Annotated in this window: 17 protein-coding genes; 11 read left to right on the top strand and 6 right to left on the bottom strand. The window is 69.8% G+C overall.

Annotated elements, in window-relative coordinates:
* The first annotated feature begins 60 nt into the window (after nucleotides 1-60).
* The gene (locus KF887_04750) at nucleotides 61-1,521 is read left to right on the top strand and encodes an aldehyde dehydrogenase family protein (GenBank protein QYK42437.1); all 1,461 of its coding nucleotides are present in this window, start codon (nucleotides 61-63) and stop codon (nucleotides 1,519-1,521) included.
* Nucleotides 1,522-1,615: 94 nt separating this feature from the next.
* A complete protein-coding gene (locus KF887_04745; GenBank protein ID QYK42436.1) occupies nucleotides 1,616-2,215 on the top strand; it encodes an outer membrane lipoprotein carrier protein LolA in 600 nt (199 codons plus the stop codon).
* On the opposite strand, the gene KF887_04740 is transcribed toward KF887_04745, so the two are convergent.
* Nucleotides 2,216-2,800: a lytic transglycosylase gene (locus KF887_04740; protein ID QYK42435.1), complete on the bottom strand. Its 585-nt coding sequence runs from the start codon at nucleotides 2,798-2,800 to the stop codon at nucleotides 2,216-2,218.
* Between the two features lie 74 nt (nucleotides 2,801-2,874).
* A complete protein-coding gene (locus KF887_04735) occupies nucleotides 2,875-3,756 on the bottom strand; it encodes an AEC family transporter (protein ID QYK42434.1) in 882 nt (293 codons plus the stop codon).
* Nucleotides 3,757-3,849: 93 nt separating this feature from the next.
* On the opposite strand from KF887_04735, the gene hspQ reads away from it, so the two are divergent.
* Entirely contained in the window at nucleotides 3,850-4,176 is a 327-nt protein-coding gene (gene hspQ, locus KF887_04730; GenBank protein ID QYK42433.1) for a heat shock protein HspQ, read from the top strand.
* Nucleotides 4,177-4,272: 96 nt separating this feature from the next.
* Here the strand turns inward: hspQ and KF887_04725 are convergent, their stop codons facing one another.
* From KF887_04725 to KF887_04715, 3 genes are all read right to left on the bottom strand, one after another.
* A complete protein-coding gene (locus KF887_04725) occupies nucleotides 4,273-5,850 on the bottom strand; it encodes a gamma-glutamyltransferase family protein (GenBank protein ID QYK42432.1) in 1,578 nt (525 codons plus the stop codon).
* 253 nt (nucleotides 5,851-6,103) lie between these two features.
* Nucleotides 6,104-6,532 (bottom strand): ATP-binding protein, encoded by a 429-nt coding sequence (locus KF887_04720; GenBank protein ID QYK42431.1) that lies wholly within the window; start codon nucleotides 6,530-6,532, stop codon nucleotides 6,104-6,106.
* Complete coding sequence (locus KF887_04715; GenBank protein QYK42430.1) at nucleotides 6,522-6,857, bottom strand: STAS domain-containing protein; 336 nt, start codon at nucleotides 6,855-6,857, stop codon at nucleotides 6,522-6,524. Before KF887_04715 ends, KF887_04720 begins: the two co-directional genes overlap by 11 nt.
* A gap of 84 nt (nucleotides 6,858-6,941) precedes the next feature.
* Here KF887_04715 and KF887_04710 point away from each other — a divergent pair, with 84 nt between their 5' ends.
* The 3 genes from KF887_04710 (at nucleotide 6,942) to KF887_04700 (ending at nucleotide 10,080) form a co-directional block, all read left to right on the top strand.
* Nucleotides 6,942-8,129: an acetyl-CoA C-acyltransferase gene (locus KF887_04710; GenBank protein QYK42429.1), complete on the top strand. Its 1,188-nt coding sequence runs from the start codon at nucleotides 6,942-6,944 to the stop codon at nucleotides 8,127-8,129.
* A 3-nt stretch (nucleotides 8,130-8,132) separates the two neighbouring features.
* Nucleotides 8,133-8,723, top strand: a complete 591-nt coding sequence (locus KF887_04705) for a glutathione S-transferase family protein (protein ID QYK42428.1) — start codon at nucleotides 8,133-8,135, stop codon at nucleotides 8,721-8,723.
* Between the two features lie 85 nt (nucleotides 8,724-8,808).
* Nucleotides 8,809-10,080, top strand: a complete 1,272-nt coding sequence (locus KF887_04700; protein ID QYK42427.1) for a glycerate kinase — start codon at nucleotides 8,809-8,811, stop codon at nucleotides 10,078-10,080.
* A gap of 9 nt (nucleotides 10,081-10,089) precedes the next feature.
* On the opposite strand, the gene KF887_04695 is transcribed toward KF887_04700, so the two are convergent.
* Nucleotides 10,090-10,602 carry a BrnA antitoxin family protein gene (locus tag KF887_04695; protein QYK42426.1) on the bottom strand — a complete coding sequence of 171 codons (513 nt, stop codon included), beginning with the start codon at nucleotides 10,600-10,602 and terminating at the stop codon, nucleotides 10,090-10,092.
* Between the two features lie 249 nt (nucleotides 10,603-10,851).
* On the opposite strand from KF887_04695, the gene KF887_04690 reads away from it, so the two are divergent.
* The 5 genes from KF887_04690 (at nucleotide 10,852) to gyrB (ending at nucleotide 16,712) form a co-directional block, all read left to right on the top strand.
* Entirely contained in the window at nucleotides 10,852-11,970 is a 1,119-nt protein-coding gene (locus KF887_04690; protein ID QYK42425.1) for a DNA polymerase III subunit beta, read from the top strand.
* Between the two features lie 64 nt (nucleotides 11,971-12,034).
* Nucleotides 12,035-13,132: a DNA replication/repair protein RecF gene (gene recF / locus KF887_04685; GenBank protein ID QYK42424.1), complete on the top strand. Its 1,098-nt coding sequence runs from the start codon at nucleotides 12,035-12,037 to the stop codon at nucleotides 13,130-13,132.
* A complete protein-coding gene (locus tag KF887_04680; GenBank protein QYK42423.1) occupies nucleotides 13,129-13,563 on the top strand; it encodes a VOC family protein in 435 nt (144 codons plus the stop codon). The genes recF and KF887_04680 overlap by 4 nt, the downstream gene beginning before the upstream one ends.
* The gene (locus KF887_04675) at nucleotides 13,560-14,180 is read left to right on the top strand and encodes a LysE family translocator (protein ID QYK42422.1); all 621 of its coding nucleotides are present in this window, start codon (nucleotides 13,560-13,562) and stop codon (nucleotides 14,178-14,180) included. Before KF887_04680 ends, KF887_04675 begins: the two co-directional genes overlap by 4 nt.
* Nucleotides 14,181-14,261: 81 nt before the next feature.
* A complete protein-coding gene (gyrB, locus tag KF887_04670) occupies nucleotides 14,262-16,712 on the top strand; it encodes a DNA topoisomerase (ATP-hydrolyzing) subunit B (protein ID QYK42421.1) in 2,451 nt (816 codons plus the stop codon).
* The last annotated feature ends 3 nt before the right edge of the window (nucleotides 16,713-16,715 follow it).

The raw sequence follows: 16,715 nt of genomic DNA, 5'->3' as shown, positions 1-16,715 counted from the left end.
GTGCTTGCGGCGGGCGGCGCGCGGTGCCACCCTGTCCGCAAAGACCGGAAAGGACCGACCATGATCGAGAAACGCGAATTCTACATCGGGGGCCGCTGGGTCGCCCCCGCCGCAGCCCGCGACTGCCCGGTGATCGACCCCTCCACCGAAGAGGTCTGTGCCATCATCAGCCTTGGCGACCAGCCCGACACCGATGCCGCCGTCGCCGCCGCCAGGGCCGCGCTTCCCGGCTGGTCGGCCACGCCCCCCGCCGAACGGCGGGCCGCGGCCGAGCGCATCCTGGCGCAGTACGACCGCCGCAAGCACGATCTGGCGCAGGCGATGAGCACCGAGATGGGCGCACCCATCGACATGTCGCTTGCCGATCAGGCCGAATGCCTGCCCTGGCACCTGAAGAACTTCCTGACCGCCTTCGACCACATCGAATGGGTCCGCCCGCTGGGTCCGCATGCCCCCGACAGCCGCATCGCGCTGGAACCGATCGGCGTTGTCGGCCTGATCACGCCGTGGAACTGGCCGATGAACCAGGTCACGCTCAAGGTCATCCCGGCGCTGCTGGCAGGCTGCACCTGCATCCTGAAGCCGTCGGAGGAGGCGCCGCTGTCCTCGATCGTCTTTGCCGAGATGGTGCATGACGCGGGCCTGCCGCCCGGCGTGTTCAACCTCGTGAACGGCGACGGCACCGGCGTGGGCGCGCAGCTGTCGGCCCATCCCGATGTCGAGATGATCAGCTTCACCGGGTCCACGCGGGCGGGCCGCGCGATCAGCCGCGCGGCGGCCGAGACGCTGAAGCGCGTGACGCTGGAGCTGGGCGGCAAGGGCGCCAACCTGATCTTTGCCGATGCCGACGAAAAGGCGGTGAAGCGCGGGGCCACGCATTGTTTCTACAACTCCGGCCAGTCCTGCAACGCCCCCACGCGGATGCTGGTGGAACGCCCCGCCTATGACCGCGCCGTGGAAATCGCGGCCGAGGTGGCGCGCAACATGGGCGTGGGACCCGCCTCGCAGCACGGCCGCCACATCGGCCCGGTCGTGAACAAGCGCCAGTGGGACCAGATCCAGGGCTATATCCAGAAGGGCATCGACGAGGGCGCGCGGCTGGTGGCGGGCGGCCTTGGCCTGCCCGAGGGCATGAACAAGGGTTTCTACGTCCGCCCCACGGTCTTTGCCGACGTGAAGCCCGGCATGACCATCGAGCGCGAGGAAATCTTTGGCCCCGTCCTGTCGATCATCCCCTTCGACACCGAGGAACAGGCGATCCGCATCGCCAATGACACGCCCTATGGCCTGACGAACTATGTCCAGTCGGGCGACGGTGCGCGCCGCAACCGGCTGGCCCGGGCGCTGCGGGCGGGCATGGTCGAGATGAACGGACGGCCGCGCGGCGCGGGGGCGCCCTTCGGCGGGGTCAAGGCCAGCGGCCGCGCGCGAGAGGGCGGCGTCTGGGGCATCGAGGAATTCCTCGAGGTCAAGGCGATTTCGGGCTGGGACCCGGCCGCAGAGGCCGTGGCGGCGGAATGACCCGCGCCCGGCGGCGGCGATGTTTCGGCGCCGTCGCCGGGATGTGAGCATGCGGGGGGATGCGCGGCGGCGCGGCGGGGCGTATATGCAGCCCATGGACCGTCGCACCCTGATCCTTTCGTCGCTGGCCGTCGCGCTGATCCCCCGGGGGGCCGGTGCAGCGCCGATCCCGCTGGCCGAGATATCGCGCTATCTGAACGGCCTGACGACCGCCGAGGCCGATTTCACCCAGGTGAACGAGGATGGCACGATCTCGACCGGGCGGCTGATCATCCACCGCCCGGGGCGCGTCCGCTTCGAATACGCCAAGCCCGATGCGACGCTTGTCATGGCGGGCGGCGGCACCGTCGCGATCTTCGACGCCAAGTCGAACCAGCCACCCGAGCAGTATCCGCTGCGCCGCACGCCCCTGAACCTGATCCTTGCGGCGAATGTCGATCTGGGCAGGGCCCGGATGGTGGTGGCCCATACCGAGGTGCAGGGCACCACCCGCGTCCGCGCGCAGGACCCCGAACACCCCGAATACGGCTCCATCGAGATGGTCTTTACCCCCGGGCCGGTGGCGCTGCGGCAATGGATCATCCGGTCCGACGGCGGCGAGACCACGGTGATCCTGGGCGAGATGAAGACCGGCGCGCGCTATCCCTCGACGATGTTCAACATCGGGCTGGAAATCGACGCGCGGCGCGGCTGATCACAGGCGCCCGCAGGCGGCAAGCTGGCTCTGGTACATCTCGGCCCGGGTCTGCACCCGCCCGGCCACCGCAATCAGCCAGGGCTTGGCGTTGTAGCTGCCGCGCGCATAGCCGGTGCGCCCCTCGTGATAGGCAAGGTACTGGTTGCGCGCGTCCCGCTTGGAAATGCCCAGGTTGCGTTCCGTCAGCGTCATGTACCAGCCCATGAAATCGGTCGCGTCCTCGATCCGGTCGCGCCGCGCACCGCGGCGGCCCTCGGCGTCCTGGTATTCCTCCCAGGTTCCGTCCAGCGCCTGGCTGTAGCCATAGGCCGATGACTGGCGGCCCATCGGAATGATGCCCAGCGCATATTGATGCGGCGTCCGGGCATTGCCGATGAACTTCGATTCCGCATGGATGGTGGCCATCTGCACCGGAACCGGCACGCCCCACTTGCGCTCGGCCTGCTTCATGGCGCGGAAATAGGCCGGCCGTTCGGCCACGATCGAGCAGGCGTTCTCAAGGTCGCGCGGCGCCGAATATTCGCGGCCGCCGCAGGCCGCCAACACAAGGCAAAGCGCCAGGGCGCGGAAGGGTCTGCTCATCTGCCTCAAGCCTTTGTTCTTTTGCGGGCAATGTAGCCGAAAGACGCGCGCCGGGAAATGGTGGCGCAGCCGCCTCAGATCAGAAAAGCGAGAGTAAGCGGCAGCGTTGCCACCGACAGCAGCGTCGAGACGATCACCAGCCCCGCCACCGCATCCGCATCGGCGCCGTACTTGGCGGCCAGCATGTAGGATGTCACCGCCACCGGCGTGGACACCTGCAGGATCAGCACCGCGCTGGCCACCGGGTCCAGCGCGAACAGATGCGCGGCCGCCACCGCCGCCGCGATGCACAGCACCAGGCGCAGCCCCGACAGCCAGACGGCCCGCGCCAGGCCCGCGGGCGTCAGCCGCGCCACCGCCACGCCCAGCGTGATCAGCATCAGCGGAATCGCCATCTGGCCGATCAGGTCCAGCGACCGCGTGATCCAGTCGGGCGTCTGCCAGCCCATCGCCAGGAACAGCGCCCCGGCCAGCGTCGCGCCGACCACCGGTTCCTTCAGCACCTTCAGCGGCGATCCGCCCTCGGCCACCAGCCAGACGCCGAAGGTAAAGCTCCACACCGCCATCACCGCGAAGATCGCGATGGCCAGCCCCAGCCCCGTCTCGCCAAAGGCGAACAGCGCGATGGGCAGGCCCAGGTTGCCGGTATTGCCGAAGATCAGCGGCGCAAGGAAGGTGCGCCGGTCCAGGCGCAGCACCGCCACAAGCGCCCAGAACCCCAGCGTCAGCGCGCCATAGGCCGCCACCGCGGCCGCCGCCACGCGGGTCAGCGCCGCGGGGTCGATCTCGGTCTTCATCAGCGCGGTGAAGATCAGGCAGGGCACCGCCAGCGTCATCGACAGCCGGGTGACGAATTCCATCCGATACTCGAAACCCGCCCGGACCCACAGGAATCCGGTCAGCGCAAGCAGTCCGACGGGGGCCACGATGCCCGCGACTGTCAGGATGAGGTCCACAGATTGTTTCCCCGAATCTCCGCCGATCCGGGCCATCGCCGGTGGACAGCCCAAGGCTGCGGGATTACTTCTGGGACTCGGGGGACGCAACTGATGCTGAAGACGCGCGCCAAATATCATCTCGGGCAGGTCTTGCGGCATCGCAAGCACCCGTTCCGCGGCGTGGTGTTCGATGTGGATGCCATGTTCTCGAATACCGAGGACTGGTACGAGAACATTCCGGAAGACAGCCGTCCCGCCAGGGACCAGCCGTTCTATCACCTGCTGGCCGAGAACGACCAATCCTACTACGTCGCCTATGTGTCGGAACAGAACCTGATTCCGGACGAGACCGGCGAACCGGTGGACCACCCCGACCTGCCCGACCTGTTCGGCGAATTCAGCAACGGCCGCTATCCGCTGCAGTTCCAGCTGAACTGACCGGCGCGCGGCAGCGCGTGCCCCCCACCGTCGGGATGTCGCAGGATCGCGCGACCGGCACGGGGGGAAGGCCCCCCGTGGTCAATGCCCCCGCGTTCAATACCCCAGCGCGCAGCCGTCCTTGCGCGGGTCCGACGCGCCTTCCAGATAGCCCGAGGGATGGATCAGGATCGCCTGCGCCCCGCCCAGCGGAATGTCGGGCGCGGTCACCTGATGGCCCATGGCGGCCAGTTCGGCGGCCACCCCGGGGGCATAGCCCCGTTCCACCTGCATCCCCTCGGGGCCCGCAAAGCTGCGCGGGGCGTCCAGCGCCGTCTGCGGGTCCATGCCGAAGTCGATCAGGTTCGAGGCCACGCGCGCATGGCCGCAGGGCTGATAGGCCCCGCCCATCACACCAAACGGCATCGTCACCCGGCCTTCCGACCGCAGCATCGCCGGAATGATCGTGTGCATCGGCCGCTTGCCACCGGCCAGTTCGTTGGGATGACCGGCCGCCAGCGTGAAGCCCGCCCCGCGGTTCTGGAAGTTGATGCCGAACCGGTCCGAGGCGATGCAGGCCCCGAAGGACCAGTAGACCGAATAGATCAGCGACACGGCCATGCGGTCGCGGTCGACAACGGTGATGTAGATCGTGTCGCGGTGGATCGCCTCGGTCAGCGGCGCGGGATTCGCCATGGCGCGCGCCGGATCGATCAGCGCGGCCAGCCCGGCGGCGGTCTCGGGTGACAGCATGTGCGCCAGCCGGGTGGTGTGGTCGGCATCGGCGATGAACCGGTTGCGCGCGTCATAGGCCAGTTTTGCCGCCTCGGCCTCCAGATGCGCGCGCTGCGCGCCCAGCGGGTCCAGCGCGGCAATGTCGAAATGCGACAGGATGTTCAGCATCAGGATCGCGGTGGCGCCCTGCCCGTTCGGCGGGTGTTCCAGCAGGTCGGTGCCCTTGTAGCTTCCCTCGACCGCGCCGCCCCAGGTGCAGGCGGTGGCGGCGAAATCCTCCATCGTATGGGTGCCGCCCAGCGCGCGCAGCGAGGCCACCATGTCCTCGGCCACCTCGCCCTCGTAATAGCCCGCGCGCCCCTGCCGCGCGACGCGGCGCAGCACCTCGGCCTGGCCGGGGGCGCGGAACACCTCGCCCACGCGGGGCGCGCGGCCGTCCAGCAGCAGCGTGCGCCGCGCCGCGCCCTTCAGGTCGGGCTCGGCCTCGGCCCAGTCCGACGCCACGCGGGGCGCCACGGGCACGCCTTCCTCGGCATAGCGGATCGCCGGGGCCAGCACCTGATCCAGCGGCAGCCGGCCATGGTCGGCATTCAGGCGGCAGAACGCATCCACCGCGCCCGGCACCGTCACCGCCTCGACCCCGTGAACCGGCACCGCCGTCAGGCCCCGGTCGCGCAGCGCGGCGGCCGACAGGGCCGCGGGCGCCCGGCCCGATCCGTTCAGCGCCATCACCGTCTCGGAACCCGCAGGCTTCAGCAGGACGAAACAGTCACCGCCCAGCCCGGTCATCTGCGGTTCGCAGAACCCCAGCAGCACCGCCCCGGCGATTGCCGCATCGGCGGCATTTCCGCCTGCCTTGAGGATGTCGATGGCGGCCCCGGCGGCCAGCGGATGCGACGTGGCACAGACCCCGTTCGCGGCATAGACGGCCGAGCGGCCGGGAAGCTGGAAATCGCGCATGTGGTTCCTCCCGCAGGTCGGGGGAAGCTAGGGCGCCCCGCCGGGATTGCCAAGCGCAGAACATGGGCAGCAGAACCTCGGCGCCGCGGACTGGGTGGGGGCAATGATCCGCGACGCCGAGGGAAGCCTTATGCAGCTACAGGCCAACCTTGGCGGACAGGCAAGGCGGGACCGGGGAGGAAATGCGGCGACCGAATGGCGGATCGGCCAGAACGGAAACAATGCCGCGCGATGCGCCCGCACTGTTTCCGCCTCAGTCGGCGCCCAGGCGGAACGACAGATGATTGCGGCCATCCGCCCGGCGATAGTGCAGGTCGCGCGACAGGGTCCGAATCAGATGCCAGCCGAACCCTCCCTCGGGCGGGGATTCGGCGCAGGGATCGGGCAGGATGCCGGGGGGCGGACCGCCTGACGGCATCGGCCGCCCCTGGTCGACGATCAGGCATTCCAGCCCCTGCCGCGTCGGCGCCAGCGTGATCTGGATCTCGCCGTCGCTTGCCGCATAGGCATGTTCGACGATGTTGTTCAGCGCCTCGGCCAGCACCACCTCGGCGGTGCCCCGCGCGCCGTCGGGCAGCGTGCGCAGCAGGATCGTGTCGAACAGCGACCGCAGCGCGCCCCGCACCGCCAGCGCATCGCCCGGGATCACCAGCGTCAGCGCGGGCGGCAGGTCATCCTGCATCGCGCAGCGCCCGGGGCACGGTGGCGTGGATCGCAAAGATGCTGTCCATCCGGGTCAGGCGGAACACCTTTTCCACCGTGGGCGTCAGCCCGGCAAGCTCCAGCCGCCGGGCGGGGCCAAGCAGCTTCATCACCGCGACCACCGCACCCAGGCCCGAACTGTCAAGGAACGTCACCGACGACAGGTCCAGCACCACGCGCGGCGCGGGCCCCTGCACGACCTCGCGCATGCGTTCCTTGAACTGGATGGCGCCTGCGGCGTCGATCCTGTCCCCCAGGGCGGTGACGATCAGCGTTTCGCCGGCCGTTTCGGTGGCAAGCTGCATGGCGGGCCCTTTCCTGCGGCAGTTTCGCGGTGCAGGCTAGGGCGCAACGGTTGGCATCCGGTAAACGGCAGCGGAGGGAAGCAGATGCGCGACGTGGCGATCGTGGGGGCGGCCCGGACCGCGATGGGCGGATTCCAGGGGGCCCTTGCCGAGATGGCGGCCGCCGGTCTGGGCGGCGCGGCGATCCGCGCGGCGCTGGCCGGGGCGGGCATCGCGGCCGACCGCGTGGACGAGCTGCTGATGGGCTGCGTGCTGCCCGCGGGCCAGGGCCAGGCCCCCGCCCGGCAGGCCGGGTTTGCCGCCGGCCTGCCCGACACCGTGCCCGCCACCACCGTCAACAAGATGTGCGGTTCGGGCATGAAGACCGCGATGATGGCGGCGGACGCGCTGGCGCTGGGCAGTGCGGACATCGTGGTGGCCGGCGGCATGGAAAGCATGTCGAACGCGCCCTACCTGCTGCCCGCCATGCGCGGCGGGGCGCGGCTGGGGCATGGCCAGGCGCTTGACCACATGTTCCTCGACGGGCTGGAGGATGCCTATGTCCGTGACGACCGCGGCGGCCGCCGCCTGATGGGCACCTTCGCCGAGGATTGCGCCCAGGCCTTCCAGTTCACCCGCGGCGCGCAGGACGACTATGCGCTGGCCTCACTGACCCGCGCGCGGGCGGCCCAGGCATCGGGCGCCTTCACGGCCGAGATCGTGCCGGTCACCGTGACCGGCCGCAAGGGATCGGCCACCGTGGCCGAGGACGAACAGCCCGGTCTCGCCCGCCCCGAACGCATCCCCACCCTGAAACCCGCATTCCGCGCGGGCGGCACCGTCACCGCGGCCAATTCCTCCAGCATCTCCGACGGGGCGGCGGCGCTGGTGCTGGCGGCGGGCGATGCGGCGCGGGGCCTGCCGGTCCGCGCGCTGGTCCGCGGCCATGCCAGCCACGCGCAGCAACCGGCCGATTTCCCCACCGCCCCGGTCCCCGCCGCGCGCCGGCTGCTGGCCCGCCTCGGCTGGCGGCCCGAGGATGTGGACCTGTGGGAGGTGAACGAGGCCTTCGCCGTCGTCCCCATGGCCTTCATGGCCGAGATGGGCCTGCCGCACGACCGGGTGAACGTGAACGGCGGCGCCTGCGCGCTCGGCCATCCGATCGGCGCCTCGGGCAGCCGCATCATCGTCACGCTGCTGCACGCGATGGAAACGCGCGGCGCCCGGCGCGGCATCGCCGCAATCTGCATCGGCGGCGGCGAGGGCACCGCCATCGCCATCGAAAGGGTCTGACCGATGTATCAGGTGATCGGAAACCACCGCAGCCGCACCCTGCGCGTCCTGTGGATGCTCGAGGAACTGGGCGAACCCTACGAACATGTCGATGCCATGCCGCAATCGGCGGCCGTGCGCGGGGTGAACCCCGCCGGCAAGGTGCCGGTCCTGGTGGTCAACGGCGCGCCGATCACCGATTCCACGGCGATCCTCACCTACCTGGCCGACCGGCACCAGCGCTTCACCCACGCGGCCGGCACGCTCGACCGCGCGCGCCAGGACAGCCTGACCCATTTCCTGCTGGACGAACTCGATGGCGCCCTGTGGACGGCGGCCCGCCACAGCTTCATCCTGCCCGAGGAGCTGCGCCTCCCCGCGATCAAGGACAGCCTGAAATGGGAATTCGAACGCGCGCAGAAGACGCTCGTCGCGCGCATGGGCAGCGGGCCCTTCCTGATGGGCGACCTGATGACCGTGCCCGACATCATCCTCGCGCATTGCCTGTCCTGGGCGCGGGCCGCCCGGTTCCCGGTCAGCGAGCCGCGCCTCGTCGCCTATGCCGACACGCTCCTCTCGCGTGAGGCGCTCGGCCGCGCGATGCGCATGCGCTAGCCCGCCACCCGCATCCCCCTGCGCCATCGCGCCCCCGCACGGCGGGGGCTGGCGCCGTCACCGCAAACTCGGGCATCCTTCCGCCATGACAGACCGCATCACCCCCGCCGACCGCAGCCTGCTCACCGCCCTGTTCGAGGCCGCCGTCGCCGCGGCCGAACCGGAACGGGCGCTGCGGCCGCACCTGCCGCCCAGGCCCCGGGGGCGCACCGTTGTCGTGGGCGCGGGCAAGGGCGCGGCGCAGCTGGCCGCCGCCTTCGAACGGCTGTGGGACGGCCCGCTGTCGGGCGTGGTCGTCACCCGCTATGGCTATGCCTGCCCGACGCAGGCGATCCGCGTCATGGAATCCGCCCATCCGGTGCCCGACACGGCGGGCCTCGCCGCCTCGGCCGCGCTGTTCGACGCGCTGCGCGGGCTGACGCCCGACGATCTTGTCGTGGCCCTGGTCTGCGGCGGCGGGTCGGCGCTGCTGCCCAGCCCGCCCGGCCACCTGACGCTCGAGGACGAGGCGGCGCTGAACCGCGCGCTGCTGGCCTCGGGCGCCCCGATCGGCGTGATGAACGCGATCCGCAAGCAGGTCTCGGGCATCAAGGGCGGGCGGCTGGCCGCCGCCGCCCATCCCGCCCGCGTCGTCAGCCTGGTCGTCTCCGACGTGCCGGGCGATGATCCGGCGCAGGTCGCCTCGGGGCCCACTGTCCCCGACCGCGTGACCCGGGCCGAGGCACGGGCCCATGTCGGGGCCTGGCGCATCGCCCTGCCGCCCCGCGTGGCCGACTGGCTGGCGGGCGACGAGGGCCAGGCCCCCGACCCCGCCGATCCGGTCTTTGCCGGGCATGAGGTGCGGGTCATCGCCTCGGCCCGCCTCAGCCTCGAGGCGGCGGCGGCGCGATCCGCCGCCATGGGCGTGCCCGCCGTCATCCTGTCCGACGCGATCGAGGGCGAATCACGCGACGTCGGCCGGGTCCATGCCGCCATCGCGCGCGAGGTTGCGGCCCGCGGCCGCCCCTTTTCCCGGCCGGTGACGATCCTTTCGGGGGGGGAAACCACCGTCACGCTGCGCGGCAAGGGGCGCGGCGGGCGCAACACCGAATTCCTTCTGGCGCTGGCACTGGCCGCCGAGGGCGTTCCCTTCGCCGCCCTTGCCGCCGATACCGACGGCATCGACGGGTCCGAGGACAACGCCGGCGCCTTCGCCACCGGCTCCAGCATGGCCCGGCTGCGCGGGCACGGGCACGATCCGGCCGCGCTGCTGGCCGCGAATGACGCCTTCGGCGCCTTCGCCGCACTGGACGACCTGTTCACTCCCGGCCCGACCGGCACGAATGTCAACGACTTCCGGGCGATCCTGATCCGCTAGCGACACGGCTCATCCCGTCACCCGCACCGCCTCGGGCAGGTTCAGCTCCACCTCCATGCGGCGCACCCGCGCCATGCGGCGGTCGATCTCCACATCGTCGGCGGTCACGTCCGCGCCGGTGCGCAGCCGCGAGTTCCGCGCCGACATCGCCTCGACCAGTGCCGCCGCCTCGGTGATGTAGGTCTCCAGCGGATCGGGCGCATAGCCCACATCCTCGGCCCCCGGCACCACGCCCGCCAGCCGGGCATGCATGAAGGCCCGCAGCACCCGGTTCATCTGCGTCAGATACCCCCGGCCCATCAGCCGGAAGAACCGCAGCACATCGGCATCCACCCGCAGCGTCAGCTTTTCCTTCAGCGGTTCGGGCACGCCCTGCGCCACCGCCGCCCATTCGGCCGGGACAAACGCCGATCCCTTCAGGCCATGGCGCAGCGCGCCCTCCAGATCGCGCAGCGTCTCGGCCAGATAGTGATAATGCGCGGCGGGCTTGTGCCGGGCGGGGGCGGGGCTGGGTTTCGGCATGGCAGGCTCCGGTGTTTCGCGGCGGCCAGACTGCGCGGCAGGGGGTTCACGCCGCCCTAACGTGGCGCGCGGCCTGTCGGGACGGATGCCATACGTGGAACCGACGGCTGCGGGACAGATGCGGACCCCCCGCCACACCCCGCCAGGCTTCGCCCCGCCGCACTGCGGAATCGCTGCCAAACCCCTTGTGCGCCCGCACGAAACCGCTAACTTCGACGTCCCCGGCAGCGGGGTGCAGGGGGACTGGGCATGAAGATCAGCATCGAACGCGCGACGCTCCTGAAAGCCGTCGGCCAGGCGCAATCGGTTGTCGAACGGCGCAACACGATCCCGATTCTCGCCAACGTCCTGATCGAGGCGGAAGGTGCGCAGGTGTCGCTGCGGGCCACCGATCTGGACATCGAGGTGGTCGACCGTGCCCCAGCCATGGTGGAACGCCCCGGCGCCACCACCGTATCTGCGGTGATGCTGCATGAAATCGTGCGGAAGCTGCCGGACGGATCGCTGGTCACCATGGCCACCGACCCCGCGACCCAGCGGCTGACCGTGGCGGCGGGCCGGTCCACCTTCTCGCTGGCGACGCTGCCGCGCGAGGATTTTCCGCTGATGGCCTCCTCCGAATACACCTGCAACTTCGCCGCCCCGGCACCCGTGCTGCGGCGTCTCTTCGACAAGGCGAAGTTCGCGATTTCGACCGAGGAAACAAGGTATTACCTGAACGGCGTCTACATGCACACGGCGCAGGGCGACAGCGGTCGGGTCCTGCGCTGCGTGGCGACGGACGGCCACCGCCTCGCCCGGATCGAGCATCCGCTGCCCGCCGGGGCCGAGGACATGCCGGGCGTGATCGTGCCTCGCAAGACCGTGGGCGAACTGCGCAAGCTGCTCGACGATGACGAGGCGACCATCGCGGTCTCGGTCTCGGAAACCAAGGTGCGTTTCGCCACCCCCGCCGTCACGCTGACCTCCAAGGTCATCGACGGCACGTTCCCCGACTATACCCGCGTGATTCCCATGGGAAATTCCCGCAGGCTCGAGGTTGACGCCGCCGAGTTCGCCCGCGCCGTGGACCGCGTGGCGACCGTGTCGTCGGAACGGTCGCGCGCCGTCAAGCTCAGCCTCGACGAGGATCGGCTGATCCTGTCGGTCAACGCCCCCGACACCGCCGCCGCGGAAGAGGAACTGGCCGTCGCCTATGGTGACGAGAAGCTGGAGATCGGCTTCAACGCGAAGTACCTGCTGGAAATCGCCAGCCAGGTCGATCGCGAGAATGCCGTGTTCCTGTTCAACTCTGCGGGCGATCCCACCCTGATGCGCGAAGGCAACGACACCACCGCCGTCTATGTCGTGATGCCGATGCGCGTGTGACCGCCGCCCGGGTCCAGGCCCCGGGGTCACCCGGGAACCCCGGCACGAACGAAAGCACGGTCACTTGCGCGGGCTGGTCGTAACATCCTTGAATATCTCGCATTTCCGCAGCCACCGGCGGGCTGTTCTGGTGCTTGGCGGGGGCCCTGCCGCGTTCTTCGGCGCCAATGGCGCGGGCAAGACCAACGTGCTGGAGGCCGTCTCGATGCTGTCTCCGGGCCGTGGCCTGCGACGGGCGGAGACCGCCGATCTGGCGCGGCGGCCCGAGGGCGTGGGATGGAAGGTGGCAGCCCGGCTGTCGGGCCCGGACGGCAGCCATGAGGTCGAGACATGGGCCGAACCGGGCGCCCCGCGCGAGGTGCGCATCGACGGCAAGCCCGCGACCCAGACGGCCCTGGGCCGGATGCTGCGGATCCTGTGGCTGGTGCCCGCGATGGACCGCCTCTGGCAGGAGGGGGCCGAGGGGCGCAGGCGGTTCCTGGACCGCATCGCGCTCAGCTTCGCGCCCGATCATGGCGAGGCGGTGCTGGCCTACGAGCGCGCGATGCGCGAGCGTAACCGGATGTTAAGGGATCAGGTCGAGGATAGCCGCTGGTATGCTGCGGTCGAGGCGCAGATGGTCGGCGCGGCCGGGGCGATCAGCGCGAACCGCAACCTGGCGATGGCGCGGCTTGCGACGGCCCAGGACGGGGCGGAAACCGCCTTTCCCCGCGCCGACCTTTCCCTGTCCGCCGAGGACGGGATGCCCGATGGCGCCGACCTGGCCGCCGCCCTGGCCGCCGGACGACGCCGCGACATGGCGGCCGGTCGCACGCTGACCGGACCTCATCGCATTGATATTAATGCGATTTTTTCCGAGAAAGGCATGGCGGCAGCGCTGTGTTCGACCGGCGAGCAGAAGGCCCTTCTGATCAGCCTCATCCTCGCCAACGCGCGGGCACTGGCGACCGACCCGGGCATCGCGCCGGTGCTGTTGCTGGACGAGGTTGCCGCCCATCTCGACCCCGGACGCCGCGCCGCGCTGTATGACGAAATCGTCGCGCTTGGCTGTCAGGCCTTCCTGACGGGAACCGAGGCCAGCCTGTTTGACAGTCTGGGCGCGCGCGGGCAGATGTTCGCGGTCGCCGACGACGGCGGCGAAAGCCGGATTGTGCCCGCATGACACCGCAGCGCGTTTCCCTCGTCACCCTGGGCGTCGCCGATCTGGCGCAGGCCCGTGCCTTCTATGCCCGCCTCGGCTGGCGCGAGCATCCGCACAGCCAGCCCTCGGTTGCATTCTTCCAGTTGCAGGGGGCAGTGCTGGCCCTGTTCGGGCGCGACGACCTGGCCGCCGACCAGGGGCGGGCGGACGTGCCGCTCGGTGCCGGAGCCGTGACGCTGGCGCAGAATTTCCCGACGGTGGAAGAGGTTGACCGCGCCTTTGCCCAGACCGTCGCGGCCGGGGCGACGCCGCTCAAGCGGCCGGAACGGACCGTCTGGGGCGGATACGCGGGCTATTGGGCCGATCCGGACGGCCATGTCTGGGAACTGGCGATGAACCCGTTCTGGCCGCTGTCCGAAGACGGCAGCCTGACCCTGCCGGTGGAACCATGACCATCACCCTCTCTGCCCTCGCGCTGTACTGCGGCGCCCTGCTGATCCTGTTCCTGACGCCCGGACCGGTCTGGGTGGCGCTGATCGCGCGCACCCTTTCGGGCGGGTTCGGCGCGGCCTGGCCGCTGGCCGTGGGGGTGTCGCTGGGCGACATGCTGTGGCCGCTTGTCGCGATCTTCGGCCTGTCCTGGATCGCGGGCGCCTACGGGCAGTTCATCGAGGCGATGAAATGGGTGGCGGTGGCCATCTTCCTGGTCATGGGCTGGCTTCTGATCCGCCACGCGGGGGCGCCGATCTCGACCGACAGCCGCCTGACCCGCCCGGGCGCCTGGGCGGGTTTTGCCGCCGGGATTGCGGCGATCCTGGGCAACCCCAAGGCGATCCTGTTCTACATGGGCGTGCTGCCGGGCTTCTTCGACCTGTCGCGCATCACCGCGACGGACATTGCAGTGATCGTCGCGGTGTCCACGGCGATTCCGATGGCCGGGAACCTGGTCTTTGCCGGACTGATCGACCGGGCGCGCAGCCTGGTTTCCTCGCCGGCCGCGCTGCGGCGGATGAACCTGACGGCCGGGGCGCTGCTGATCGCGGTGGCAGGGGTCATCGCCCTGTCCTGACCCCCAAATCTTGTGTCCGGGCCGTGACATTGCCAGCCCCTGCGGCTATACACCGGGGGCAACCGAAGGGGTCTTTCACGCATGGCCGAAGCCGCCCGCAAAGCCGAGGAATACGGCGCCGATTCCATCAAGGTTCTCAGGGGGTTGGATGCCGTCCGGAAACGCCCGGGCATGTATATCGGCGATACCGACGACGGGTCGGGCCTGCACCACATGGTCTACGAGGTGGTGGACAACGGCATAGACGAGGCCCTGGCCGGCCATGCGACCGAGGTGACCGTCACGATCCACGCCGATTCCAGCGTTTCGGTGCGCGACAACGGGCGCGGCATCCCGATCGACATCCATGCCGAGGAAGGCGTCAGCGCGGCCGAGGTCATCATGACCCAGCTGCACGCGGGCGGAAAATTCAACAACACCGACGACAGCGGCAACGCCTACAAGGTGTCGGGCGGCCTGCACGGGGTGGGCGTGTCGGTCGTCAATGCGCTGTCGGACTGGCTGGAGCTGACGGTCTGGCGGAACGACACGGAATACCGCGCACGGTTCGAGAACGGCGATTGCGTCGAGCATGTGCATCCCGTCGGTCCCGCGCCGGGGATGCGGGGCACGCAGGTGCGGTTCCTTGCCTCGGCCCGCACCCACCGGCCTGACGGCACGTTCTCGAACCTCGACTACCAGTTCAAGACGCTGGAGACGCGCCTGCGCGAGCTTGCCTTCCTGAACTCGGGCGTGCGCATCGTCATCGGGGACGAACGCCCGGCCGAACCGTTGCGGACCGAGCTTTTCTATGAAGGCGGCGTGCGCGAGTTCGTGAAATACCTCGACCGCTCGAAGCAACCGGTGATGGCGCAGCCGATCTGGATGACGGGCGAGAAGAACGGCATCGGCGTCGAAGTCGCCATGTGGTGGAACGACAGCTATCACGAGACGGTGCTGCCCTTCACCAACAACATCCCGCAGCGCGACGGCGGCACCCACCTTGCCGGGTTCCGGGGCGCGCTGACGCGCACGATCAACGCCTATGCGCAGTCGTCCGGGATCGCGAGGAAAGAGAAGGTCGATTTCACCGGCGATGACGCGCGCGAAGGGTTGACCTGCGTGCTGTCCGTCAAGGTGCCCGATCCGAAATTCTCCAGCCAGACCAAGGACAAGCTCGTATCCTCCGAGGTGCGTCCCGCGGTCGAGAACCTGGTGAACGAGAAGCTGGCCGAGTGGTTCGAGGAGAATCCGGCACAGGCACGGATCATCGTCGGCAAGATCATCGAGGCGGCGCTCGCGCGCGAAGCGGCGCGCAAGGCCCGCGAACTGACCCGGCGCAAGACGGCGCTCGACGTGGCCTCGCTGCCCGGCAAGCTGGCCGACTGCCAGGAGCGCGACCCCGCCAAGTCAGAGCTGTTTCTGGTCGAGGGCGACAGCGCGGGCGGCTCGGCCAAGCAGGGGCGCAGCCGGTCAAACCAGGCGGTCCTTCCGCTGCGCGGCAAGATCCTAAACGTGGAACGGGCCCGGTTCGACCGCATGCTGTCAAGCCAGGAGATCGGCACGCTGATCACCGCGCTCGGCACGGGCATCGGGCGGGACGAGTTCGATCTGGGCAAGCTGCGCTACCACAAGGTCGTCATCATGACCGACGCGGATGTGGACGGCGCGCATATCCGCACGCTCTTGCTGACCTTCTTCTTCCGCCAGATGCCGCAACTGATCGAGCACGGGCATCTCTTCATCGCGCAGCCGCCGCTCTACAAGGTGGCGCGCGGCAAGTCCGAGGTCTACCTGAAGGATCAGGCCGCGCTTGACGATTACCTGATCGAACAGGGGATCGACGGCGCCATCCTGCGGCAGGGCAACGGCGAGGAACGCGCAGGCGCCGACCTTGCGCGCGTGGTGGCCGACGCACGCAGTTTCCGCCGCGTGCTGGATGCCTTTCCCACCCACTATCCGCGCGCCATCCTCGAACAGGCCGCGCTTGCGGGCGCATTCGATGCCGGACGCGCGGACGATGACCTTCAGGCGGTGGCCGACACCGTGGCACGCCGGCTGGACATGGTCGCCGCCGAATACGAACGCGGCTGGCGCGGGCGCATCACCCAGGACCACGGCATCCGCCTGACCCGGCTTCTGCGCGGGGTCGAGGAAATCCGCACGCTCGACGGTCCCGTGCTGCGCTCGGGCGAGGCGCGGCGGCTGGCGCAGGTGGCGGCGGCCACCCGCGATGTCTATGCGACCCCCGCCCGGCTGGTGCGCAAGGATCGCGAGACCCTGGTGCATGGTCCGACCGAACTGCTGGCCGCCATTCTGGCCGAGGGGGAAAAGGGCCTGTCGCTGCAACGCTACAAGGGTCTGGGCGAGATGAACGCCGAACAGCTGTGGGAGACCACGCTGGACCCCGAGGCGCGCACCCTCTTGCAGGTGAAGGTGGACGACCTGGCCGAGGCCGACGACATCTTCACCAAGTTGATGGGCGATGTGGTGGAGCCCCGTCGCGCCTTCATCCAGGACAATGCGCTGAGCGTCGAGAATCTCGACTTCTGAAAC

The organism is Paracoccaceae bacterium, from assembly GCA_019454225.1.
Classification (GTDB): domain Bacteria; phylum Pseudomonadota; class Alphaproteobacteria; order Rhodobacterales; family Rhodobacteraceae.
Note: the sequence above shows the minus strand (reverse complement) of the source record. Positions and strands in the feature narration are given on the sequence as shown.

What these genes read in the sequence shown, in the direction of transcription:
- KF887_04745 (QYK42436.1), top strand. Translation starts at nt 1,616, where the DNA reads ATGGACCGTCGCACCCTGATCCTTTCGTCGCTGGCCGTCGCGCTGATC.
- KF887_04705 (QYK42428.1), top strand. Translation starts at nt 8,133, where the DNA reads ATGTATCAGGTGATCGGAAACCACCGCAGCCGCACCCTGCGCGTCCTG.
- KF887_04700 (QYK42427.1), top strand. Translation starts at nt 8,809, where the DNA reads ATGACAGACCGCATCACCCCCGCCGACCGCAGCCTGCTCACCGCCCTG.
- KF887_04725 (QYK42432.1), bottom strand. Translation starts at nt 5,850, where the DNA reads ATGCGCGATTTCCAGCTTCCCGGCCGCTCGGCCGTCTATGCCGCGAAC.
- KF887_04680 (QYK42423.1), top strand. Translation starts at nt 13,129, where the DNA reads ATGACACCGCAGCGCGTTTCCCTCGTCACCCTGGGCGTCGCCGATCTG.
- KF887_04720 (QYK42431.1), bottom strand. Translation starts at nt 6,532, where the DNA reads ATGCAGGATGACCTGCCGCCCGCGCTGACGCTGGTGATCCCGGGCGAT.
- KF887_04715 (QYK42430.1), bottom strand. Translation starts at nt 6,857, where the DNA reads ATGCAGCTTGCCACCGAAACGGCCGGCGAAACGCTGATCGTCACCGCC.
- gyrB (QYK42421.1), top strand. Translation starts at nt 14,262, where the DNA reads ATGGCCGAAGCCGCCCGCAAAGCCGAGGAATACGGCGCCGATTCCATC.
- hspQ (QYK42433.1), top strand. Translation starts at nt 3,850, where the DNA reads ATGCTGAAGACGCGCGCCAAATATCATCTCGGGCAGGTCTTGCGGCAT.
- KF887_04695 (QYK42426.1), bottom strand. Translation starts at nt 10,602, where the DNA reads ATGCCGAAACCCAGCCCCGCCCCCGCCCGGCACAAGCCCGCCGCGCAT.
- KF887_04740 (QYK42435.1), bottom strand. Translation starts at nt 2,800, where the DNA reads ATGAGCAGACCCTTCCGCGCCCTGGCGCTTTGCCTTGTGTTGGCGGCC.
- KF887_04710 (QYK42429.1), top strand. Translation starts at nt 6,942, where the DNA reads ATGCGCGACGTGGCGATCGTGGGGGCGGCCCGGACCGCGATGGGCGGA.
- KF887_04675 (QYK42422.1), top strand. Translation starts at nt 13,560, where the DNA reads ATGACCATCACCCTCTCTGCCCTCGCGCTGTACTGCGGCGCCCTGCTG.
- KF887_04690 (QYK42425.1), top strand. Translation starts at nt 10,852, where the DNA reads ATGAAGATCAGCATCGAACGCGCGACGCTCCTGAAAGCCGTCGGCCAG.
- KF887_04750 (QYK42437.1), top strand. Translation starts at nt 61, where the DNA reads ATGATCGAGAAACGCGAATTCTACATCGGGGGCCGCTGGGTCGCCCCC.